We start from the raw sequence: 23,695 nt of genomic DNA on the forward strand, positions 1-23,695 counted from the left end.
ACTAGATACTTTTAAATAGCTTACAAGTAAAGGGAGAAACACTATACTTAATTTTTAAAATCAAACCAGACTTTCATCGTAATTCCATCATCACCACTTTTAATTCTAATATTTGTTGGTTGACTTGAAGGACCTTGATGCTCAAGGGGTTTAAAAGCTCTCATACCTGGGATTTCGTACATGAAAGATAAATTACCGCTTGGAAATTCAGGTTGCGGAAAGCATTTACTAATACTATTCTTAGGCATATCAGGAGTAAATAGATGTAGAAATAAGTTATCTGACTCACTGAACAAACGTAATGTGTTTTCTCCAGAAATTTTTCCTGCTATAAAGTTTGCATGATATCCTTTAAACTCAGGATAGATTAGATTTTCAAAGCTTTCTCCTGTTATGGTAGTATTATATTCCTTTTCCCATATGTTGTATTCTACACCATCTAAACGGTTTTTCCAGACATGATAAGGACCCTTTCCAAACCAAGTGAACTTATCAATGTTTTTTTCAGAAAAATCAAATGTGAGTCCAAATTTATCTATACTTCCTTCAAAAAAGGCTCCATCAAATCCGCTATTTCTTCCTGCATCTTTTAACATCAAAGCATCCATTAGCAATCTGCCATCAGTATCTATTGTCCATTCAATCTTTTTTAGTCCACCGGCATAATTTATGGTACACTTAGCAACGCTATCTGTTTGTGTTATTTTATATCCTGTAACTTTTGCTTTCATACCAATAGGGGTAGGACCATTAGATAACGGAAAATCTTTACCATTGGTTGAGATTGAAGTTATATTACCAGTACTTTTATCTAAACTAACTTTCACCTTATTAGCTTCTAGCACAACGGTATTACCAACCTCTTTTACAGATGGTTTAATAGTACTTTTGGGCGTAGACATAAATTTATTTACGTAATAATCGGCATGATGCATTTTCCAGGTCCAAGTATATATTTCTCTACCAAAAGAATCTGTTGCTGTTACTTCTAACAAATCTGCATTCAAATCGTTTTTAGTAATTGGAATATGTATCTTTCTCATTTCTCCAGGAGCAATATCAGCAACTTCTATAGTACCTTCATTTACTACTTTTATAGAGGCTTCTTCATAAAATGTATGTTCATTCGCAATCTTAACTTTAAATGAAAAATCACACTTATTTAAATTGGTATACAAGTATTCATTTTTTACAAAAATGTCACCTTTAAAACTATCTGTAATTTGAAGTGGTGCAATTTGAACTGGTGACCATACTTCTTTTACAGTATAAAAGCTACCTTCCTTTTCTCTATGAGGCCCTAAGACTCCATCTGGTGCTAAGTTTCCTTTAGAATCATATTTTTGAGGTCCTGTCCAATCGGTTCTATAGACAGCTTCATCACCAAATACCCAAATGAAACCACCTGCAAAAAGTGGACTTTCTTTATAGTGTGTCCAAAAATCTTTTAATCCGGCACCAATTCCATTATCATAGGTTCCATGCATGAATTCTGTTGGGAAAAATACATTTTCTCCATTACCAAATCTATGAACACCTGTTAGGTACGTAGGGTAATGATGTGCATCCCATCCATTAAAGTCAGCCCAAGGATGAATTACAATTCTATTTTGAGGATCATGTTTCGAAAATTCTCCATCAATTTCTTCATTCCATCCGCCTTCATTTCCATGATCCCAAATAATAATTGAAGGATGATTCACATCTCGTTCAATCATTTCTTGAATCAATTGTGTGCCCGTTTCTGTATCATAACCATTTTGCCAACCTGCAAGCTCATCCAAAACAAATAGCCCCAAAGAATCACAAACCTCTAAGAAATGTGAGTCAGGCGGATAATGACTACGCACAGCATTCATGTTCATATCTTTAATTAAGTTCACGTCCATAATACTGATACGCTTACTGGTGCTACGTCCAGATTCGGGCCAAAATGTATGCCTATTAATCCCCTTCATTAATATTTTAGTTCCATTTACATAAATACCATCTTTCTTTTTGAATTCTAATTTTCTAAACCCAATTCTTTTTTTGGTGGTGTGGAGCACATCCCCATTTCTAACCAACCTCAATTCTAACCAATATAGATTTGGAGATTCAGGAGACCAAGGCTCTACGTTTTCCCATTTGACTGATATGGTTTGTTCTGTTTCTTTGGAAAGATCCATTGAAAAGGTTTCTAATTGCTGATGGTTAGTATCACCGTATAAAGTAGCTTGTAACTTGGTATTGTTTTTTAAGTTGTTTATTTCTAAGTCAGCAGTTAGACTTCCGTCCATTTTAGGGTCAACCGCTATTTTAGCGATATGAGTTTCAGGTAACACAGTTAACCAAACAGGGCGATAAATACCTCCAAAAAGCCACCAATCTGCCTTACGTTCCGCATTATTTACAGATGCATTAGCAGAATGTTTCCATACATGTACTTCTACTGTATTTGGCTTATTGTATTGTATCAACTTAGAAATGTCATAACTAAACTCATAAAAGCCACCTTGATGCTTTTTACCAGCTAATTTTCCGTTTATCTTCACTTCGGTATCGGTCATTACCCCGCTAAAGTGAATAATTACCCTCTGATGCTTATACGTTTTAGGAACTTCAAATTCGTATTTATAATAGCCTTCTTCTTTGCTTGGTTCATCTTGGTTTAGCTCTTTATACCAACGTCCATAGGTATATTCTCCAAATCCTTCGGTCTCCCATTGAGAGGGTACATTTATCTTAGACCATACATTACTGTTTTGTCCATTTGTTACTTTAAAATCCCATTCAACTGGATGTTCAAAATCGGTACCCGAAAGCATTATTTTTTTGGTCTCTTGTGAGTATACACCTGAATAGGTAAAGAGAAGTAACAGTATGGTTGTTAATCTTATCATTAGTTTCCGTAAGGTTTAGTATTATCATATCTAGGACTCATTGGTAAATCCCATTTTTTGTAGTGATTAGGTTGCTTTGCATTGTATGCAGGCATTCCTTTTTTGAAATATTTAGCTAGGGCTAATTTTTGTTCTTTAATGTCTTGAATAACTGCTAATGATATTTCATTGGCTCCAAAACTATTAAAATGTGTATTATCCTCTAATGCATCTGATTGTCCAGGAAAAGTATGTGCAGGATACTGAACAAATGCATTTCTTGAAACCTCATCTCCCCAACTTTCATACATGTAGGTAGTTAATTGTGTAATATCTATTAAAGGTACATTAAGGTCTTCCGATACTTTGCGCATGGCATTAGGAAAATCTCCATGAGTAGGCTTTAATTTATCATTTTCAAATGCTCTTCGTTGGGTAGGAGTAAGTAAAATTGGAGTGGCGCCTTTACTTTTTGCCACTTGAATAAACTCTTTCAACAAATTAGTATATAAACCATAAGCACCATTACCTTCCCCTTTTATTTTCTCATCGTTATGGCCAAACTCTATAAGTAAATAGTCTCCCTTTTGTAAAAGAGAAACAATTTTCTCTAGTCGTTTCATCCCTTTAAACGATTGTAATGAAGCACCCGAAAAAGCATAATTAGCCACTACTGCTTTTTTGTTAACGTAGGCAGGTAAAAATTGTCCCCACGAAGCCCATGGTTCCACATCTTGATTGGTGACAGTTGAGTCTCCTGCTAAGAAAATAGTAGTTATATTTTTAATAGGTTTTATTTTTATGTTCTGAATAGTGGTAGTCCCTAAAAACTCAAGAGTCAATTTTTTATCCCAATCCATTTTAGGTTCTTCACGTTCTTTTAAAATAACCGTTTCTAAACTATTTTTGATGGTTTTATGATGTAGATGTACATTAAATGTAAGGGTTTCAAAGCTTCCTTTATGGGTTAAATGTTGGGCAATCATGAGTTGCCTTGATTCAGCTTTGATAGTGGTATTACAATCTTGTGTATTACTTCCTAATTTCACCTTTACTTGGTAGTTGCCCTCAGGTAAAGTAAAAGAGAAATAGGCACTACTATTAATGCACATCCCTTCCTCTGTAAATTCCACATTTTTGTCTGTATTAAAGTCAAATCCATATTGTCCATTTTCTAAAAATGAAACTGAATTTAAAACTTCATAATCTGCTTTTTTCGATTTTTGAAATGATATAGTTTGAGCATACGTAGTTACCGTGAAGCACAAGCATATATATACAATTTTTCTTTTTAAATACATGGATTAATACATTACAGATATTACTAAATGTAAATAGATTTACAAAATAAGGTGTCCTGTACTGTTATGAAATGATAGTTGTCAAACTATTTCTATTCCAAATAAAAAACTTCTTTTAGTGGTATTGCTACGGGAGAATTATCTTCATTAACTTCCATAATATCGCTCATATGATCCCACCATTTTTTCATTATAGAAGTTTGAGGTAAATCATTTGAGGTATGTTCTTCTGTTAATTTTTGGAAGGCAAACAGTACACCTGTTTCTTCATCTAAAAATATATGATAATCTCTAATTCCTGAGACCGTTAATAAACTTGAAAGTTCCGGCCATATTTCATCATGTCTTTTCTTATATTCAGTCTCACATCCTGACTTTAATTTCATTTTAAAAGCTACTGTTTGCATTTCTTGTGGTGTGTTTGTTAAAACATTTTTTCTAGTCCTTCCCATTGTACTTTCCAAGTACCGTCTTTTGGGAATCCTGGGTTTTTCTCGGTACAACCATCCCAACCTGCACACATCATAGCTACGGCAGTTAATAAGCCACCATTACCAGGAAGATAAATAGGTAACCTTTCCTCTTGATAATTATGGCCATTAGCAGTATATGTATTGGTTTGTACATCCATAAAGAGTGCATCAATGGCTTTATCTGGTTTACCTAGTCTTGCAGCAGACATGGCTGTCATAGGAAAATCCCACCCCCAAGTATCTTCCCAAGTCCATGTATCCCAAACCAAATTAAAGGTATTGTTCATAATACTTTTATCCAGTAGAGGTGTTTCGGGTAGCATTCCGTAAGTTCCTAACACAGAAGGGTGGTCTGTTTTATACTCTGGATTGGTATAGGAGTCAGTAGCACTTTCAGTGGCTAGGTAAACTCCTTCTTGAATAGGCAATTCTGATAAGTTAGATACTACATGAACCCATTTCTCTGGAACTTCTTGGTGCAAGCGTTCCTTCCATTTAATGGCTGTTGTTAAAGCCCAATTCCAATACGCTAATTCATACGTAGGGTTGAATGTTTCCATAGCTTTAAAGCGTTCCTGTGCAGGTATCACACCAGGGCCTAATACATAGCTATGCGTTTTAGTATCATAATGAGCAAAAGAGCTCATAAAATCAGCAGTTGCAAATACTTCTTTTTTATAAGTATCTAAAGTTTCAATGGTGCTTTTATTTCGGTACATTAATTCAGCAAAGGTTATAAAATGTGGTTGTTGCCATATTAAAAAGGATCCTACTGAAGAAGGACTTTCATTCCCGTAATTATCAGTCATTTTTTGCCATCTCACCCCATCAAAACCTTGTCTTTTAGCTCTATTTTTAGCTTTGTTTGCCACCTTAGTATACCATGGTAAACTCTTTTCTAGTAATTCGGGTCTTCCCCATAAGGCAAAATGAACTCCATGCCACCAATGCATTTCTAAATGAGGCTTTCCATACCAACTATTAAAAGTAAGTCCGGTTTCTTGCGGAGGTACGTTCCCTGTGCATTGTACTTTGGTAAGGTACTGTGATAATATAATTCTTCTTTCCAATTCATGAGCCCTACTGTCTGTGCTTCCAGTAAAATCTACAGCACCTCCTGATTTCCAAAAATGTTCCCATTCTTTGGTACTACTTTCTTTAATAGCTTTTGCGCTTGGTATTTCTGTTTCTCCATTGGTAAATTCACAAACAATAGTGAAAACATTTTTTGTTTTTGGAATGATACTATAGTAACTATCGCTTTCCTTTTGTATGGAGGCTTTTTCTTCCCATAAGAATTTAGTTTTATATACAAGCGAATCTAACTTTCTGGAGATAATAGCTTGTTTATCATTACTAGAAATTTCACTAACATATTTTCTAGGTCCTGTTTTCTCTGTACCATAATCTGACCAGCCTGCTGTTGGGTATGGAAAACGTACGTATAACTTAATCTGTTTTTTCTTTAATAGAGCTGATTCTATCTTGAATCCTAATGCATCTGCGTTTTGATGACAATTGGTAAATACGGTTACCAAAGTTCCTTCTAAAGTAAATTTACTAGTGATTTCTCCAGTCCATAAATTTAAGGTTTGTTGTATGTTTTTAAGATCGGCGATACTCGCTTTAGACCCATCTTTTTTGTACAATTCCATTCCCACATTTCCTAATTGAACTCTATGTGGGTTTGCTCTGAAATAGTTAATAGCAGCTTTATGTCTTTCATTCGAGGTAGATTGTACAGAATAGGTTATTTTTCTACCATACTGGTCATATTCTTTCAACGTTTCGTCAAATGTATACTTTTCTGTGTTAGGGTAGGAGTTCCATCCCCATTCAGATTCGGTTCCTAGAGGCACTCCGGCTTGGTAATAATCGGGGAAGGATTGCATACCAGTGATGTCTACAGTATAAGCAAAAGTTCCGTTCCCTACAGATAACGATCCTAAGGTATCAATTTTAGTAAGCTCAACATTGTGCCTGTTCACCAGTGCTTTTCTATCAATTTTTTGCTGTGCTATCACTAGTGAAGTAGCAAGTATGCAAAACATTGTTATATAACGATTTTGTTTCATTTTTACTCTCTTTTTAATGTTAGTGCCATTAACCCGATAACTACATCATTGGCAATGGTTTTTAGCTGAATATTTTTAAGTTTTTTACTTTTATCTAGCGGAATATCTAGTAGTGTACCGGCTCCTCCATCAATGCCGTACTTTGTAAAACCGTGTATATCTATATAATCTTTGTATACCGTAGTTACTTCACCTGTTTTAAAGTAAACTCTTGGTGGAGTAGGAGCATCAGTAGTAAAAGCATATCCGTCAACATAATAATCTTGCTCAATAGGCCACCAGTTTTCTGGATTTTTAAGCTCTAAAACTGTTTGGGTTCCATCGGTATAGTTAATTTGTATGGTACCATTACAAATTCTGGTTTGCATTGGGTTTGTAGTACCTGCCATAAGTAGATAGGCATGAGAAGCCTTCCCCTTTAGAGGAATTGAAATACTTTCTGGATATACATCCCACATGGAGGTATAGATAATGTCATTCTCTTTTTCTTTATGAGGAATTGAAAATGGTATTCCTAGTTCTGTTAAAAATATTCCAGATGAATTTACTTTTTCTTTGAGCCCCTTGGTATCTATTTTAATATCTTCTGCTATTGTAGGATAGCACCAATTGCCAATACCTGTAGTAGGAAGTTGTAGTGTGGGAGAACTAGGTCTAGGTGTTAGGTATTGGTTTTTAAACGTATAGTTTAGATTACTGTTGTAATAATCTTTTAAATTGATGGGGTCAAGCTTATAATCTTGCTCTTTGAGTTCCCAATTTTGAAAATGGAAATTATAATTATGTCCGTCGGAAGCTTTCAATTCAAGGTTATTACTTCCTGTAACAAGTAGCTGATGATTGATGTTAATTTCTTTATTCTGATGTGCTTCTAATGCGATGGATTTATAAAATGTATGATTTACATAAAGTTTTCCTTTAATTGTTTGGTTCAAATTATTGTAAAGAGTGAGCGCTGATTTTGATTTAGAAGGTTGACTTTTAGTAAGCTCAACGGTTGTTAAACTTTCCTGATTCACAGGTGTCCACCAAGTCATTTCGTTTTGATTCATTTTAACGAAATACAAAACATTTCCCTTTTTGGTATTTAAGGTTACTGAAGCTTTGTTATTATCTATGTCATAAGATTGTAACCATTTTTGAGGATCATATACTTCTGAAATATGTGCATTTTCTGAAGTAATTAAGTGATGATTTACTATTTGTAATGTTTCAAGTTTAGACCCCGACCAATCAATTGTAATGTTGTACTCTTTAGCAGAGGCAGCACTTATTTCTAGTATCGGATGATGGATACTTTCAATAATTTTATAATCAGCCGTTTTTCCATTAATAGCAATAGCCTTTACGTGGTCATACAAAACTGGAATCCTAAACTTTAAATTCATGTTTGCTGTTAGTTTAGGTTGAATGGTATAGCTTTCTTTAGTTCCATTTTTTTTCATAGTAAATGAAATATCAGGAATGTCTAACGAGGCATGCTTCCATTCTTTTGGGAACCCGGGTTGTATGGTTAAAGTATCAGTAAATGCATCCGGATAAATACCAAACAATCCTTCAACTAAAGAGCGAGCGGCAACCCCAATTGGATCTGCAAAATCACGGTATAGTTCACCTCGTATTGCATCATAAAATGATAGTTGCTGGAATCCTCCTGGCGATGCACTTGTATACATACTTTCAATAAGAGCACTCTTCCATAATTTAAAAGCAGTTTCTTTATCATTACCTTGCCAAAAGGCTAGTGCCATATTAAGATTTTCTGCTAGTGCTACGTTGTTTACCGACCATGTGTATGGTTGCCAATTTGTGGTGGATAACAAAAAGAGGTTCTCGTTGGTATAACCGTCTATATCAACTGGAATTTGAGGTATTTCATTTTTCACATAGTTCAATGCCTCATAGGCTTGAAAGTTAGAAGCTATATTTTTGTCAATGCTATGATAGATTGTCCAAATACCAGGGGTATCGTGTAATAATTGATTTCCCATAGTATCTTTATACTCCGCAAAAGTCCCTTTTTCAGCAATCCATAATTGAGATTCAATAGCATTTTTTATTTTTTTAGCCTCTTTTAGATATGGTTCAGGGTTTTCTCCGAGTGTTTTAGCAATAATAGCTGCCATTTGATTAGCTCTGTAGTTGTATGCTGAGGTATAGGTTACTTTTCCACCGCTGTATTGTAAAGCATCACTAGCCCAAATTGCCGCATAGGCATCATAGAGTCCGTCATCGTCGGTATCAAAATTTCTTTTTTCCCAAGCAAGATGTCTTTTGATAGTAGGCCACATTTGTTGCATAAATGCTTTATCTCCTGTCCATTTAAAGTGGGTAAGCATTTGGTCTATAAACACCAAATTCATATCGTAATGATGGGCAACGTTATTTCTGTTAGGACGTCTACTAATGTATCCATTAGTAAACATAGCAGTACCTATTTTTTCCTTTTGTCTAGCAAAATATCTTGATGTATCTGGTGTAACAGGACCTTCCATAGGAGATAGTACCTGTGATTTGCTGTAACTTTCAAAATGAGATTTTGCTCTGTCATGCCATCCTAATAAGTCTGCACAATAAGCACCTCTCCATGCATTCAAATGCATACGCCAAGCTACAGCACCGTGTAAATATGCAGGAGATTCCCATATAGCATCAGCCGCATAAGCCAAAGTACCACCAAGTGTATTTAAATATGGATCAGGAGTATCTATGGTTACCCTAGAGGTAAGTTCTTGAATACTCTTTAATGTATGCTCAAAATCTTTTTGAATTTTTGTTTGTGAATAGTCAGTTTTGTTAGTGTTTCCTATTTTCCAGTAATAGGTATTTTTAACAAAGTTTTCTAAAACACCACATACGGCAGGGGTGTCCGTTTCTTCACTTCTAATAAATGTATTTGGATTTAAAAGCTTTTTGGCGTCTTTTATATACGTCTTTGTACTATTAGGAAATGAACCGCTTATTATTTTGTTCTGAATTTCTTTTTTGATTTTTAATTGATAATGTAGTTCAAAGTTGGTTTCAGCTATTTCAAAAACATTGTTTTCGCAGTATTCTGGTTGCAGATAAAATACAGATTCTGGGTCGGCACCAATATCACCATCTCTGTGGAATTTTTTACCAGTGACACCACCATATGCCCAAATAAGTTTTACATCATTTGGTATATTCTCAGTAGTAAGTTTAAGTATCATATCTTCTGTGATATCAGAAGCTACAACTTCTAAATGTAATGTTCCTTTAGCTAACAAGGTATCAGAAATAACATATTTCATGATACCTGGAGTATAAACTGTTTGAATGGAATCTGCTTCGGTTATCCATTTACTATGTTGATTCTTGATAATACCTAGCTTAAAATTGCCTCCCATGCCCGGCATATAAAGTGCAAATTCGGGCAAATCACCTGTTTCTACTCTAAAACCTGTATTGGTACCATATAGTGCTCTGTTAAATTTCCTATGACCATTATGAAGTAAAAAATCTTTTCCCCTAGGCGTATAATGTAATTTTTTCTTTTGTTGATGCCATATATTTTCTTCTTGAGCAAGCAGTGTCTGATTGCCAATAAGTAGCCATACTATAAGGGTTATGAATCTTATAATAAGTTTCATATGATAAAATACTTTATTACTATTTAGGTTGATTTTTTTTGCATCTTTTTACTAAATACTAAGTATAGTATTCCGCATAATAACCATGCTGGTAAGGTTACAAACGATAAGAATACATTAAACTGAACTGATATAAAGTAGAAAATTCCAAAGCTTATAATCCATGCCCAAAAAACAGCATGATTAAATTTAGTTCCAGTTTTTTCAGCATAGAAAGCTTGTATACCATACTTTTTACCGAAGAAATATTCAAAAACTATAATGGCACCTACAGGAGCCAAGATGAATCCGTAAAGAGAAACAAAACCTAATAGCTTCATAGCAAATGCAGGAAACAAGCCTGCAATGGTGGCTACCGAGCCTGCAATAATGGTTACCCAAAAAGTAGATACTTTAGGAATAATGGCTTGAAAAGCTAGTCCAGCTCTGTAGATTGTTGGGTTAGCTGTAGTCCAACCTGCTAGTATTACTGCAATAATTCCAAAGATTCCTATAGCATTATAGGCTAAAGGACCCGGAGCTACGGTAGGTGCTTGCCCACTAGCTAACATTTGTTGTGCTTCTGGAGTTTTTAAATATACAGCATATAGCAGGGCAGCTGCTATCCATGCTATGTAATGGCCAATATAAATACCAGCAGCTGTTGTCCATCCGGCTCTTGGTTTTTTTGCAAAACGGAATACAGATAGATCTGACATTCCTATGTGCATTGCCGCATTAGCAAACCAAGACCATAGAAAAACGTGCCAAAATGTATATTTTATTTGTCCTGGAAATGGTTCTGATCCATTTCCCCATATATTCCAAAAATCAGAAAAAGAAGCTACATTTAATTTAGATAGCGAAACAACACCACATGCAATAAAAGCTAAAACTATAATAGGAGACATATAGTTGGCTGCTTTTGCTACTGTTGCATAGCCTCTTGCAGCTATTACAGAAATAACAATTCCTAAGAATAGAACTATAACAACCCATGTAGCACTATTAGGATATGAGTCTGTTAGTTTAGGCATTTCCATATTAAAAGGTATTCCTACCGCTGTAGCTGACACAGTTATCATAGCCCCAGCCAAGAAGCAGAAGAGCACACCGTTAGCCAAATTGTACAAGGTTACCAACTGTTTACCACATATTTTTTCTAAATGATAGTATAAAGTATATCTAAACTTAGTACCAATTTCAGCAGTTAAAAATCGCCAACTTAATACAGCCATTAAGTTACCAAGTAATAAACCAATGATGAGGTCAAAAGCACTGACTCCTGTAGTTAGAAATAGGGGACCAATTACAAATTCGGTTCCTGCGGCATGTTCACCTGCATACATTCCTAGAAAACTTTTCCAGTCTTTTAGGGAGGTATTAGGGACTCTTTCTCTTTCAAATTCTCCAGACATTTCGTTGGATATTACTTCTTCTTCAAGATGTGCTTGGCTCATATTTGGTAACATTTTCTTGGTATATTAATTTAGGAACGCAGGTAATAAAACGTTTTCGTTAATACCCGCAATCATTTTTGATTTTAATAATTATTTGCGACAGATTTTAAATATAGTAAAAATGATAGTATAAAAATTATTATACTACCATTTTTATAAAGGTTATCTTACAAATGCATTAGCCATACCGCCATCTACGTTAATGGTGTTACCTGTACTTTTGTTAAGTATGGCCACACAAGCATAGACACCGTTTGCAATGTCATCTGGTAAAATAATTTCGTTTAATAAGTTTCTTTTAGCATAATGAGCTGGTAAGTCTTTAACATCAATACCGTATGCTTTAGCACGCCCTTGAGCCCAAGCACCTTCCCATATTTTACTACCTACAATAACGCCATCTGGGTTAACGGTGTTAACTCTAATATGGTCTTTGCCAACTTCAGCAGCTAGTAGTCTGCTCATATGTTGTTGAGCTGCTTTTGCGGTACCGTATCCTACATTGTTAGGTCCAGCTACGAGTCCGTTTTTACTAGCAATGCTCACAATATCGCCTCCTAGTTTTTGCTGTCTCATAATCTCAATACCTTTTTGAGCTAGCATAAACTGACCTTTTACGAGTACATTTTGTAAAATATCCCAGTCTTTAGTGGTCGTCTCTTCAATAGGTTTTGAGATAGCTAATCCTGCAGAATGCACAACAATGTCAATACCACCGAATGCGAGGCATGCTTTTTTAAATGCTTTTTCAATATCGTTAGCATCTGTAACGTCACACAATACCGCTGTGGCATCATCTTTTTTGTAGTTATGTAATGCCTTTTCAATACTTTCTTCACTAATATCAGTTACTACTACATTGGCACCTTCTGCAATTAGTTTATCGGCTATAGCTTTACCAATACCTCCTGTACCTCCTGTAACCAAGGCTACTTTTCTAGAAAGCGGTTTTTCAGCCGGCATATGCTTTAATTTAGCCTCTTCTAGTAACCAATATTCAATATCAAAAGCTTCTTGTCTTGGTAGGGCAGTGTAGGCACTAATGGCTTCAGCCCCTCTCATAACATTAATAGCATTTACATAAAACTCACTAGCCACTCTAGCGGTTTGTTTGTTTTTAGCAAAGCTGAACATACCAACTCCCGGGTAGATAATAATAACCGGATTCGGGTCTCTCATATCCGGACTATTCGGATGTTTACATTTTTGGTAATACTCGGCGTATTCTTGTCTGTACTTTTCAAAGGAAGGCTTTAGAAGCTCCATTACAGTATTAGCATCACTCAGGTCTTGCTCAGGAGATAGGTTAAGAATGAGCGGTTGAATTTTAGTACGTAAGAAATGATCAGGGCAAGAGGTCCCCATAGGAGCCAACCTTTCTAAATCATTACTGTTAATGTATTGTAGTACGGTGTCACTATGAGTAAAATGTCCAATCATGGCATTTTCAGAGGAAGCTAATCCTCTCAGAGTAGGCATTAGATCAGCAGCTTTTTCCAATCTTTTTTCAGCTGGTAAGGCTTCAATTTTTTGTCCACCAAACACCTGTCCTTTTTGTTTAATTTTTTGTTCAATATATTCAGAAGCCATTTCAATAACCTCTAAACTATTAATGTAACATTCGTATGAGGTATCTCCCCAAGTAAATAATCCGTGACTACCTAAAACAATACCTCTAATACCAGGGTTTTCTTCGAGACATTTTTCTAGTTGTAATCCCAGATCAAAACCCGGACGTTGCCACGGCACCCATCCCATGGTATCGCCCCATATTTCTTTTGTTACTTGCTGGCTATCTTTAGCAGCTGCAACAGCAATCAGGGCATCAGGGTGTAGGTGGTCAATATGTTTAAAGGGTAATAGCCCATGTAAAGGGGTATCAATAGAAGGAGCTTTACTATCTAAATCATAAATACAATGATTAAAAAGTCCAACCATTCTATCTTCATCATCTAGCCCTTTGTAAACTTTCTTTAAATCTCTAAGTCTTTCAGTGTACAGCCCTGCAATACCTTTTCTGGTTAAGGTACCAATATCACCACCTGAACCTTTTACCCACATAACTTCTACTTCTTTGTTAGTAAGAGGATCTTTTTCAATAGTTTTACAAGAGGTGTTTCCTCCTCCGTAATTTGTAATTCTAAGATCGGCCCCAAGAATATTAGACCTATATAGAAACAGTGCTACTTGATCATTTGCCATAGATGCTGCTTTTTGCTCATCCCACAAATAATCTACATATTCAAATGTTTTTTCCATTATAAGAAGCTTATTTTTTTATTACAATTAGATATTTAAAAGTAAAGCTTACAAGAAGTATCGGTATCCTGTGCTGTACTGTTTCAATAATAAAACTGAAATAAAAACATAGGAAATGTCTGATAAATATTAGCCTACGTTATAAGAATAAAAACTATATTTATTTTATAAATAGGTCATACATTTAAAAAACAATTTTCAGGATAGAACAGGATAGCATACGGATTTGTTTCAATTAATTTAGATTTTACGAAAACGTTGTTGTTCGTTTTTAAATTATTAGAATATGATATTAAAAAGTGGAGTACCTTTTAAATTAACTTGTTTGCTTATTGTGTGTTTTGCAACTTTTTGTAATGCTCAGAAGCAAGATACTCCTGATGATAATATTCATAAACCTTGGACACGCTGGTGGTGGATGGGCAGTGCTGTAGATGAACCTGGAATAAAATCTAATTTAGTAACTTTTAGTAAAGCTGGTTTGGGAGGCGTTGAGATTACACCTATTTATGGAGTAAAAGGGGAAGAAGCTAATTTTATTGATTTTTTATCTCCTAAGTATTTAAAGATACTGTCTTACACTATACAAGTAGCCGATAGTTTAGGTTTAGGGGTAGATATGGTTTTAGGAACCGGTTGGCCTTATGGTGGTCCACAAGTAGAAAAACAATATGCGGCTACTAATGTTGTTTTTAGAAGTTATAATTTACAAAAAGGAGAAAGGTTTAAAGAGACTATTGTACACGAAAGTAAATATGATAAGTATAAACCAGAACTTACAAATGTATTGGTATACGGTAGTGAGGGGTACTATCAAGATGTAACGGATAAATTGGAGGATGGAAACTTTTTAAACTGGAAAGCTAAAAAAGAAGATGTAACTATAATAGCTGTTTTTACTGGTAAAACAGGGCAAAAAGTAAAAAGAGCAGCACCAGGCGGAGAGGGTTATACCTTAGACCATTATAGTACAGAAGCATTTAACCATTATGTACAAACCTATGATACTGCTTTCAATAAATTGAATGGTTCTTTAAGAGCTATTTTTAATGATAGTTATGAAGTATACGGAACCACCTTTACGCCAAAATTTTTTAGTGAATTTGAAAAGAAAAGAGGATATGATATTAAACCCTTTTTGCCACAACTATTAGATACTGTTTCTAATGATATAGGAGATAGAATTAAAGCAGATTATAGAGCTACAATATCTGATCTTTTACTGGACTTTGATACTACTTGGACAGCATGGGCAAACGGACATCATTTAAAATCTAGATTGCAAGCACATGGATCACCAGGAAATTTAATTGATTTATATGCTGCTGCAGATATACCTGAATGTGAAACTTTTGGGTCTATGCCTTTTGATATCGAAGGTTTTAGAAGATTACCAGAAAATATAAGATCTGGTGATGCTGATCCTGTAATGCTAAAGTTTTCTTCTTCTGCGGCTCATGTTTCAGGTAAACCGTTAGTGTCTTCTGAAACATTTACTTGGTTGAGAGATCATTTTAAAACGGCATTATCTCAATGTAAACCAGAAGTAGAATCGTTGTTTTTAATGGGGGTTAATCATGTTTTTCTGCATGGTAGTACCTATTCGCCACCACGTGCCAAATGGCCAGGATGGAAGTTTTATGCTTCAGTAAATTTTAATGAAAACAATACCATTTGGAAAGATGCACCTGCATTATTTGATTATATAAAAAATTGTCAGGAGTTTTTACAAGAGGGGAAACCTGATAATCAAACGCTTTTATATTGGCCTGTTTACGATGTATGGCAAAAAACAATGAAAGCCGATTTAATGGTTCAGTTTCCTATTCATGGATTAGAGAAATGGCTTCATGGTACATCCTTTTATGAAACGGCAAATCAGTTAATATTTAATGGATATCAAACTGATTTTATATCAGATCGTTTCCTAGAAAAAGTATCTGTAAAAAATGGTATGATCCAAACTGAAGGAGGATTATATAAATGTATTATTGTTCCTGATTGTACTTATATGCCTTTAGAAACAATGAAAAAACTATTAAGTTTAAGAGAAGCAGGAGCAAAGATTATATTTAAAGGATTACCAGAAAGTGTTCCAGGTTTTTTAAACTTTGAAACTAAAAATAATGAGCTAAAAAAATTAATTAGTCACAGTAACATTGAAGTAAGTAGCCATTTAGAAAAAGATTTAGCTCTTGTTAATGTTTTTAATGAATCGCTTGTTAATACGGGTTTAAAATATATTAGCCGTTTAGATGAAAAGGGAGATAAAATATACTTTTTAGTAAATCATACAGATCATACTATTGACGAATTTATAACACTAAATACAGATTCAAATATACTTCAGTTTACAAATCCTCAGAATTCTAAAACAGGCTTAGCAACGGTTAAAGTGACATCTGAGAATACCAAAAGAGTTAGAGTTTCCTTATTATCTGGGGAGTCTATTTTTATCTCTAGAGGAACTACTGACCAGCCGAAATGGAATTATAGGGACAAAGTTAATGATGAGGAATATAAACTTACTAATGAGTGGAACTTAACTTTTTTAGATGGAGGTCCTGAACTGCCAGATGTTCAATCGATTTCTAAACTTGCATCTTGGACCACGCTCGGCGAAAAAATGGAAGCATTTTCTGGAACTGTAGCCTACAAAACTACTTTTGATAGCCCAACTGATAATCAACATTGGCTTTTGGATCTTGGTGATGTGAGAGAAAGTGCAAACGTTTGGATTAACGGCCAATATGTTGGATGTGCTTGGGCTAATCCTTACGTACTAGAAATAGATAACCTGAAACCTACCGATAATACACTACGAATTGAAGTAACCAATTTACCTGCCAATAGAATACGAGATTTAGAATTACGTGGTGAAGAATGGCAAATATTTTATGAAATAAATATGGTTAACAAAGATTATAAAAAGTTTGATGCTACTGTATGGGAACCAGTTCCATCGGGTCTTATAGGTACTGTAAAACTGATACCTATTACAGTGGCGGTTAAATAATAATAAGAGTTCAATTTAAACTATAAACAAATGAAAAAATCTTTTTTAATAGTTGCTTGTCTATTGATATATGGATTTGCTACGGCACAATCTACTGAAGAACGCAGGCAAAAAATCTTAGCCGATATGATATTGGCCAACGAGTATTTTATGAAAAAATGGCCTGATGTAGGCAAAACTATCATTACAAACAAGGAACGTGCAAGTAATATTTGGACTAGAGCTGTATACTATGAAGGTTTAATGGAACTTTATAAGGTGTATCCTGATGAAGCTTATTATAAGTACGCTTATGATTGGGCAAATTTTCATAAATGGGGATTCCGTTATGGAAATACAAACAGAAATGCAGATGATTATTGTGCGGCACAAACCTATATAGAACTATATAAGCTTGAGCCTAAACCTGAAAAACTAAAAAATACGAGGGCTGCTTTAGGGAAGTTCTTATACACCCCTGAAAATGATGATTGGTCTTGGATTGATGCCATTCAAATGGGGATGCCTGCATTGGCTATGATGGGCGTTTTAGAGGATAATCCTGCTTATTTTGAGAAGATGTATGACATGTATATGTTCACAAGAAATAGTCATGGTAAAAATGGATTATTTAATACTGATGATGGCTTGTGGTGGAGAGATGCCGATTTTACACCACCCTATAAAGAACCTAATGGAGAGGATTGTTATTGGAGTAGAGGGAACGGTTGGGTAATTGCAGCATTGGCACGTGTACTTACTATTATACCAGAAAATGCACCACACAGAAAGCAATATGAAGAAGATCTTGTAGCGATGTCTGAAGCATTAATTAAAGTTCAGCGTAAAGATGGATTATGGAATGTAAGTTTACATGATGATAAACATTTTGGAGGCAAAGAGTTAACGGGTACAGCTATGTTTGTATATGGTATGGCATATGGTGTTAATAACGGATTACTAGATAAAAAGAAGTACGAGCCTATTATTTGGAAAGCTTGGAATGCTATGATTGAGGATTGTTTGCACAAAAATGGATTTCTTGGATATGTACAATCTACTGGTAAGGAACCTAAAGATGGTCAGCCATTATCGTATGATAAAATACCAGATTTTGAAGATTATGGTTTAGGAGCCTTTTTAATGGCTGGAGCTGAAGTATACCGTATAGAATAAAGGAAGTGTTTGATACTACTACAGTATGTTGTTGTTTTATATTATTTAGTTAATTTTTCAAAAGGCATTAGGTATTTAACTAATGCCTTTTTATTATTCTATATTTTAAATAAGAATTATGGTGTTACTTACAGCGCCTTGTGCTCCTATAACAAGTGATTGTTCTATATCGGCAGTTTTAGAAGGCCCTGCAATAAAAACGCCATATTCTCCTATATTTTCTTTCACTTTTGAATAAGCCTGGTGCATTGTAGGTACTATATTTTTATGATCTACAATAAACAAGGTATTTTCACTACCAAACGCTGAGATACGTTGTGGTAATTGTTCATTTGTAATCCACATACAACCGTTTTCTGCTACAGCAATTTTTGGTAATGCTACAAAAACATCTACATGGGTAGTCTTAAAATCTATCTCAGGAATGTCGTTACCATTAAGTGTATTATATACTTTACTATGCTCACCAAAGTTTTCAGCAATAAATTTTGCTAAAAACAACTCTAGGGAAGTTTCTGTATTTACTAAGTTTACAACAGTACTGGCATTAGTGGTAGACACCTCTATAAAGGTATCTATTAAGTTTTCGGTTGTTACGTTGTGGGTGAAAATAGATAAGTCCGGTAATTCTACTAATTCCGGTTTATTATTTCTTATTTTCTCTAGTATAGAAGCTCTACTACTCATTGTTTTTATTTTTATACCATTCTTTAAAAGATTGCTTTGGAGGTTGTGGAAGTTCTCGATGTTTACCCCAGTCATTAAACTTGTTATACATCATAAATCTTGGTAAAGCCTTCATGGAAGCTCTAGCAAACTTTCCTAAAAAGTCATAGGTAGAAGGACTTTTAAACACTTTCGTAGCTATTTTTAAAGAGGTTACTTTAGATTTTGGTAACTCATTGTTTTTATAGATTTCTTGGCGCCATTTATATAGCTGTTCATGGATGTTTATTTTAACAGGACAAACATCACTACAAGATCCGCAGAGGGTAGAGGCAAAAGGCAAATCACTGTAAGCTTTTAAATCTCTATTTGGTTGTAAAATGGCACCAATAGGTCCTGGAATGGTTGCATGGTAGCTATGACCACCACTTCTTCGATAAATAGGGCATGTATTCATACAAGCACCACATCGTATGCATTTTAAGCTATTTCTGAAATCTTCTTTAGCTAATTGTTCACTTCTACCATTATCTACAATAACAATATGCATTTCTTTAGAGCTTTCGGGCTTATGGTAATGCGATGTATAAATAGTAGACGGTTGCCCTGTAGCACTTCTAGCCAATAGTCTGGTAAAAACACCTAAGTGTTCTAGTTTAGGTAAAATCTTTTCCATACCCATACAATGTATGTGTACTGGTGCTGCGTGGCATCCCATATCAGCGTTCCCTTCATTGGTACAAATTACTACACCCCCTGTTTCTGCTATGGCAAAATTAACTCCTGTGATGGCTATATCTGCTTCAAAGAATTTATTTTGTAAATGGGTTCTAGCAGCTTTGGTTAAATAGGTAGGGTCTGCATTACCTTTTTCTGTGCCTAATTGTGCATGGAATAACTCTCCAACTTCTTCCTTTTTAATATGAATTGCGGGCAATACGATATGACTGGGAGGTTCATTACGCATTTGTATAATACGTTCGCCCAAATCGGTGTCAATTATTTCAATACCGTTATCTTCTAAAAAATGATTTAAACCACATTCTTCTGTTAACATGGATTTACTTTTCACTATTTTTCTGGCATTATGTTTATCAATAATATCACCTATGATGGCGTTGTGTTCATTTCCATTGGCAGCCCAATGTATATGTACACCATTCGCTTTAGCTGCGGCTTCAAATTGTATGAGATACGTATCTAAATTACTAAGAACATTATCTTTTATCTGTGATGCTGTATTGCGCAAAGCTTCCCATTCTGGTACGCCAGAAGCACTTATATCACGTTTGTTTCGTACATGCCATAAAGCACCATCATGCCAGTTGGTTCGTTCTTCATTTGCTATAAAATCCTTTGCTTTTTGGGCATGTATACTCATAGTGTATCTCCGTTTAAAATATTAGCAATGTGCATAATTTTAGGTCCATTTTTCTGACGTTTAATAATACCTTGTAAATGCATTAAGCAAGACATATCACCAGATGTAATTACTTCTACTTGGTTATTTATATGGTCTTGCACTCTGTCTTTACCCATTTTAACTGAAATAGCTTCTTCTGCAACGGCAAAAGTTCCTCCAAAACCACAACATTCATCTGTTCTGGTTAGGTCTGCTATTTCAATATCATTAACCATATGTAAAATAGTAGTCCATTTAGGAGCAACCTCTTTTTGTAGTTCTGAAGGTTTATCTAGTTGCATACCTCTTAAACCATGACAACCTTTGTGTAAACCCACACGATGTGGAAAAGACACATCTAACTGGGTTATCTTTAGTACGTCATATAAGAATTCTACTAAATCATAACAATTTGCTCGCAGGTGTTTAATTTCCTCTGTTTGCTCTGCAACATCATAATGTTTTCTTATATGATATACACAACTAGGTGAGGGGCCTACTATGTAATCGCAATTTTTAAAAAGTTCAGCCATTTGCTGATATATTTTTTTTCCTTCTTGTTCCATACCTGTGTTTGCCATAGGCTGTCCGCAACAGGTTTGTTGTTCAGGAAAAATTACATTACAATTATGTTTTTCCAACAAGCGTAATGTAGCAATACCTACTTCAGGAAAAAATTGATCTACATAACAAGGTATAAATAAGCCTACATTATACTTCATACAATTAAATTTTGTGTGGAGTTTTTAGTATTAGGGGTACTAATTGTCTCATTTGATAATTTTGCTTTAAGAACGAACCATCTATTTCTTTCTTTGAGATAACCATAGCAGCGCCCAAAGCAGATCCCAAAGGAGATTTTGTACTTAATACGTTAAATTCACTAAAATGATGAGCCATCAGTTTCATAAAAACATCATTATCTGTAAAGCCACCATCTATATAAATGGTATTTATAGTAGAATTACCAATAGCATTTCTTATGGTATCAATTTGCAGTTCCATAAGTTCTATCATTAGTTGATGATAGGCTTCTTCAAAGGTTTTAAATTCTTCTAATTTTGTTTTTTCTAGTTTCTTTCTCTTGAGTTTTATGCCTTCAAATCGGAAGTATAAAGATGGATTTTCAATCAATTTTAAATAAAGTTCTTGATCAAATTTTACACTTCTGTGATACCCATAATCCTTATTATAATAAGTACCTAATTTTTCAACCTGACAACGATATTCATTACCCATGAAAAAGCGAGAAGCTTTAACACGTTTGCCATCAATCCTCATATAATTTAGACAATTGTTTAAAATATCTGCTTCCGTTAAGTTTTCTTCATTAAACGGATTTAGTGATATGCTCCAAGTACCTGTAGACAATAATAAAAATGGATTTTTTTTACTTAAAATATAAGGTAGAAGGGCAGAAGAGCTATCATGAATTCCAACTCCTATTTTAATGTTTTTTCCAAAATATGAAGTATTTATAGAAGCTCCTGTAGGTACAATGGGAGCTAGAATTTTATCGATTTCTTCTTTATAAACCCATTCATGATAATCTCCTTTCTGATAGTTCCATAAGTTAGTATGGCAACCAATAGATGTGTATTCACTTACTGGAATACTAGTGAACATAAAAGATAAGTATTGTGGTAAGTGAAGACTATACTTAATCTTACTATAGATTTCAGGATATTTTTTCTTAATCCAATAAAGCTGCATACCAGAATTAAGCATTCCCGATTGTGGAGATGCCGTTTCTGTAGCAATTTTTAGTTCTCCTCCGTAAGTTTCGTAAAATTCTTTTTGAATATCATCATCTATCTGTTTTGTATAATTATATAAAGGCGTTAAGGCTTTACCTTGATGGTCAATATGTACAAAACTAGCACCGTAAGTAGAAAAATTAATAGCTTTTACCTCGTATTTATCACTTTCCAGTATTTGATGAAATATATTCTTCATCCATTCCTCAAGCTGATGTAAATCTTCTGTTTCAAAACCATCTTCATCAACTGTTAGTGGCAAATTGGTATAATCTCTAAAAACCTCCTGATAATTTTTATCAAACAGGAAGAATTTTTTGTTGGTTTTACCAATATCAAAAATAGCAGTAACCTTCTTTTTCCCCATAACACTCAAATTTTATAATCCGGTTGCTACTACTTTAGTACCTCTTTCGTTAATCAGTTCTTTTCTAACATTAAAGGATCTATAGGCTTTTAAAGGATCTATAGCGGCACCTGACTGTACTCTTGCAGCCTTAAGTAAACCTCTTACATCAGTTCTATAAGCGTCTTGCAGTATTTCTTGACAAGTAACTGTATCGTTTTCTAATTGTGCTATTTCCAATGCTTTTCTGTCTACAATTAAAGCTTGGGCATAAGCAATAAGAATTGCTTCAAGAGATTGTATTAGGTCTTCTAATGGGTCTTTAATGTTATGGCTGGCATCTATCATCCAAGCTGGATATGGATTGTGTTTATTTTGCTCCATACCATACACCAATTCATTAAAAATTAAGAATAAGTTATATGGTTTAATAGCGCCTACAGTTAAGTCATCGTCTCCGTATTTACTGTCGTTAAAATGGAACCCACCTAATTTACCTTTCATCATTAAGGTGGCTACAATTTGTTCAATATTTGTATTTGGTAAATGATGTCCTAAATCTACTAGCGTATAAGCACGGTCTCCACAAGCATTTGCTAACATAAAAGAAGTACCCCAATCTTGTATTGTAGTACTATAAAAATTAGGTTCATAAGGTTTATATTCAATAAACAATTTCCAATCTTCAGGCATATTACCGTAAATCGTTTTTAAACTATCTTCAGTATTGTAAAGTGCCTTTTGAAAATTTATTTGACCGGGAAAACTTGCGCCATCAGCTAGCCAAACCGTTAAGCTTTTAGACCCGAGCTTTTCACCAATTTTTACCACTTCAATATTGTGTTCAACTGCATATTCTCTAGAAGCTTGATTGATAGAATTGAGAGAACCATATTTATAAGATTCTTTTGCATTTGGTTGATCTTGAAAGGTGTTGGAGTTCATGGCATCAAATAGGATACCATTGTCTAGCGCAATATCTTTAATAGCTTGTATGTCTTCTGGAATATCCCAAGGAATATGTAATGACACTGCTCCAGCGGTTTTAGTTAACGCGTGTATAAGACCAATATCTTCAAGTTTTTGCTCTAACGAAGAAGGTTCCCCTCCAAAAGAGAATCTACCAAAGCGTGTACCACCTGCTCCCAAAGCCCAGCTAGGTATGGCTACTTGAAAATCTATAATTTTTTGGATGATTTCATCCATATTTTTTCCTTGCGATTGTAACTTCTTATTTAAGAAATCGTTTTCGTAAGATGATTTGTTTTTATCGTTAAAATCAAATATCTGATCCTTAGTTATTTTCATAGTTTTAGTTAGTTATTTTTGTT

At 34.6% G+C, this 23,695-nt stretch carries 14 protein-coding genes; 2 read left to right on the forward strand and 12 right to left on the reverse strand.

Annotated features, from left to right (window positions below; translation table 11 throughout):
• Positions 1 to 47: 47 nt before the first annotated feature.
• From Y10_RS08525 to Y10_RS08555, 7 genes are all read right to left on the reverse strand, one after another.
• Entirely contained in the window at positions 48 to 2,882 is a 2,835-nt protein-coding gene (locus tag Y10_RS08525) for a glycoside hydrolase family 2 TIM barrel-domain containing protein (protein ID WP_281764962.1), read from the reverse strand.
• A complete protein-coding gene (locus tag Y10_RS08530; RefSeq protein ID WP_281764963.1) occupies positions 2,882 to 4,162 on the reverse strand; it encodes a rhamnogalacturonan acetylesterase in 1,281 nt (426 codons plus the stop codon). The genes Y10_RS08525 and Y10_RS08530 overlap by 1 nt, the downstream gene beginning before the upstream one ends.
• Before the next feature lie 92 nt (positions 4,163 to 4,254).
• Entirely contained in the window at positions 4,255 to 4,614 is a 360-nt protein-coding gene (gene rhaM, locus Y10_RS08535; protein WP_281764964.1) for an L-rhamnose mutarotase, read from the reverse strand.
• The gene (locus Y10_RS08540) at positions 4,587 to 6,710 is read right to left on the reverse strand and encodes a hypothetical protein (protein WP_281764965.1); all 2,124 of its coding nucleotides are present in this window, start codon (positions 6,708 to 6,710) and stop codon (positions 4,587 to 4,589) included. The genes rhaM and Y10_RS08540 overlap by 28 nt, the downstream gene beginning before the upstream one ends.
• Before the next feature lie 2 nt (positions 6,711 to 6,712).
• Positions 6,713 to 10,324: a DUF4450 domain-containing protein gene (locus Y10_RS08545; RefSeq protein ID WP_281764966.1), complete on the reverse strand. Its 3,612-nt coding sequence runs from the start codon at positions 10,322 to 10,324 to the stop codon at positions 6,713 to 6,715.
• A 23-nt stretch (positions 10,325 to 10,347) separates the two neighbouring features.
• Complete coding sequence (locus Y10_RS08550; protein WP_281764967.1) at positions 10,348 to 11,763, reverse strand: purine-cytosine permease family protein; 1,416 nt, start codon at positions 11,761 to 11,763, stop codon at positions 10,348 to 10,350.
• 162 nt (positions 11,764 to 11,925) lie between these two features.
• Positions 11,926 to 14,022 (reverse strand): bifunctional aldolase/short-chain dehydrogenase, encoded by a 2,097-nt coding sequence (locus Y10_RS08555; RefSeq protein WP_281764968.1) that lies wholly within the window; start codon positions 14,020 to 14,022, stop codon positions 11,926 to 11,928.
• 286 nt (positions 14,023 to 14,308) lie between these two features.
• Between Y10_RS08555 and Y10_RS08560 the strand changes: the two genes are divergently transcribed.
• Both Y10_RS08560 and Y10_RS08565 read left to right on the forward strand, forming a co-directional pair.
• On the forward strand, positions 14,309 to 17,038 hold the full coding sequence (locus Y10_RS08560; protein ID WP_281764969.1) for a glycosyl hydrolase: 2,730 nt from the start codon (positions 14,309 to 14,311) through the stop codon (positions 17,036 to 17,038).
• A 30-nt stretch (positions 17,039 to 17,068) separates the two neighbouring features.
• Positions 17,069 to 18,193, forward strand: a complete 1,125-nt coding sequence (locus Y10_RS08565) for a glycoside hydrolase family 88/105 protein (RefSeq protein WP_281764970.1) — start codon at positions 17,069 to 17,071, stop codon at positions 18,191 to 18,193.
• A gap of 105 nt (positions 18,194 to 18,298) precedes the next feature.
• On the opposite strand, the gene Y10_RS08570 is transcribed toward Y10_RS08565, so the two are convergent.
• Genes Y10_RS08570 through Y10_RS08590 form a run of 5 tightly spaced genes read right to left on the reverse strand, consistent with a single transcriptional unit; the run spans position 18,299 to position 23,672 of the window.
• Positions 18,299 to 18,880 carry a LutC/YkgG family protein gene (locus tag Y10_RS08570; protein WP_281764971.1) on the reverse strand — a complete coding sequence of 194 codons (582 nt, stop codon included), beginning with the start codon at positions 18,878 to 18,880 and terminating at the stop codon, positions 18,299 to 18,301.
• Positions 18,873 to 20,240 carry a lactate utilization protein B gene (locus tag Y10_RS08575; protein ID WP_281764972.1) on the reverse strand — a complete coding sequence of 456 codons (1,368 nt, stop codon included), beginning with the start codon at positions 20,238 to 20,240 and terminating at the stop codon, positions 18,873 to 18,875. The genes Y10_RS08570 and Y10_RS08575 overlap by 8 nt, the downstream gene beginning before the upstream one ends.
• Positions 20,237 to 20,983 (reverse strand): (Fe-S)-binding protein, encoded by a 747-nt coding sequence (locus Y10_RS08580; RefSeq protein WP_281764973.1) that lies wholly within the window; start codon positions 20,981 to 20,983, stop codon positions 20,237 to 20,239. The genes Y10_RS08575 and Y10_RS08580 overlap by 4 nt, the downstream gene beginning before the upstream one ends.
• A 4-nt stretch (positions 20,984 to 20,987) precedes the next feature.
• Positions 20,988 to 22,385 (reverse strand): FGGY-family carbohydrate kinase, encoded by a 1,398-nt coding sequence (locus tag Y10_RS08585; RefSeq protein ID WP_281764974.1) that lies wholly within the window; start codon positions 22,383 to 22,385, stop codon positions 20,988 to 20,990.
• A gap of 12 nt (positions 22,386 to 22,397) precedes the next feature.
• Positions 22,398 to 23,672: a sugar isomerase gene (locus tag Y10_RS08590; protein ID WP_281764975.1), complete on the reverse strand. Its 1,275-nt coding sequence runs from the start codon at positions 23,670 to 23,672 to the stop codon at positions 22,398 to 22,400.
• Positions 23,673 to 23,695 lie beyond the last annotated feature (23 nt).

The sequence above is a fragment of the Neptunitalea lumnitzerae genome (genome assembly GCF_027924185.1).
GTDB classification, from domain to species: domain Bacteria; phylum Bacteroidota; class Bacteroidia; order Flavobacteriales; family Flavobacteriaceae; genus Neptunitalea; species Neptunitalea lumnitzerae.

Bases quoted from the DNA above. Each gene is read 5' to 3' on its own strand.
- Y10_RS08580 (WP_281764973.1), bottom strand. From the start codon at position 20,983: ATGAAGTATAATGTAGGCTTATTTATACCTTGTTATGTAGATCAATTT.
- Y10_RS08530 (WP_281764963.1), bottom strand. From the start codon at position 4,162: ATGTATTTAAAAAGAAAAATTGTATATATATGCTTGTGCTTCACGGTA.
- Y10_RS08575 (WP_281764972.1), bottom strand. From the start codon at position 20,240: ATGAGTATACATGCCCAAAAAGCAAAGGATTTTATAGCAAATGAAGAA.
- Y10_RS08550 (WP_281764967.1), bottom strand. From the start codon at position 11,763: ATGAGCCAAGCACATCTTGAAGAAGAAGTAATATCCAACGAAATGTCT.
- Y10_RS08545 (WP_281764966.1), bottom strand. From the start codon at position 10,324: ATGAAACTTATTATAAGATTCATAACCCTTATAGTATGGCTACTTATT.
- Y10_RS08525 (WP_281764962.1), bottom strand. From the start codon at position 2,882: ATGATAAGATTAACAACCATACTGTTACTTCTCTTTACCTATTCAGGT.
- Y10_RS08570 (WP_281764971.1), bottom strand. From the start codon at position 18,880: ATGAGTAGTAGAGCTTCTATACTAGAGAAAATAAGAAATAATAAACCG.
- Y10_RS08590 (WP_281764975.1), bottom strand. From the start codon at position 23,672: ATGAAAATAACTAAGGATCAGATATTTGATTTTAACGATAAAAACAAA.
- Y10_RS08555 (WP_281764968.1), bottom strand. From the start codon at position 14,022: ATGGAAAAAACATTTGAATATGTAGATTATTTGTGGGATGAGCAAAAA.
- Y10_RS08540 (WP_281764965.1), bottom strand. From the start codon at position 6,710: ATGAAACAAAATCGTTATATAACAATGTTTTGCATACTTGCTACTTCA.
- rhaM (WP_281764964.1), bottom strand. From the start codon at position 4,614: ATGGGAAGGACTAGAAAAAATGTTTTAACAAACACACCACAAGAAATG.
- Y10_RS08565 (WP_281764970.1), top strand. From the start codon at position 17,069: ATGAAAAAATCTTTTTTAATAGTTGCTTGTCTATTGATATATGGATTT.
- Y10_RS08560 (WP_281764969.1), top strand. From the start codon at position 14,309: ATGATATTAAAAAGTGGAGTACCTTTTAAATTAACTTGTTTGCTTATT.
- Y10_RS08585 (WP_281764974.1), bottom strand. From the start codon at position 22,385: ATGGGGAAAAAGAAGGTTACTGCTATTTTTGATATTGGTAAAACCAAC.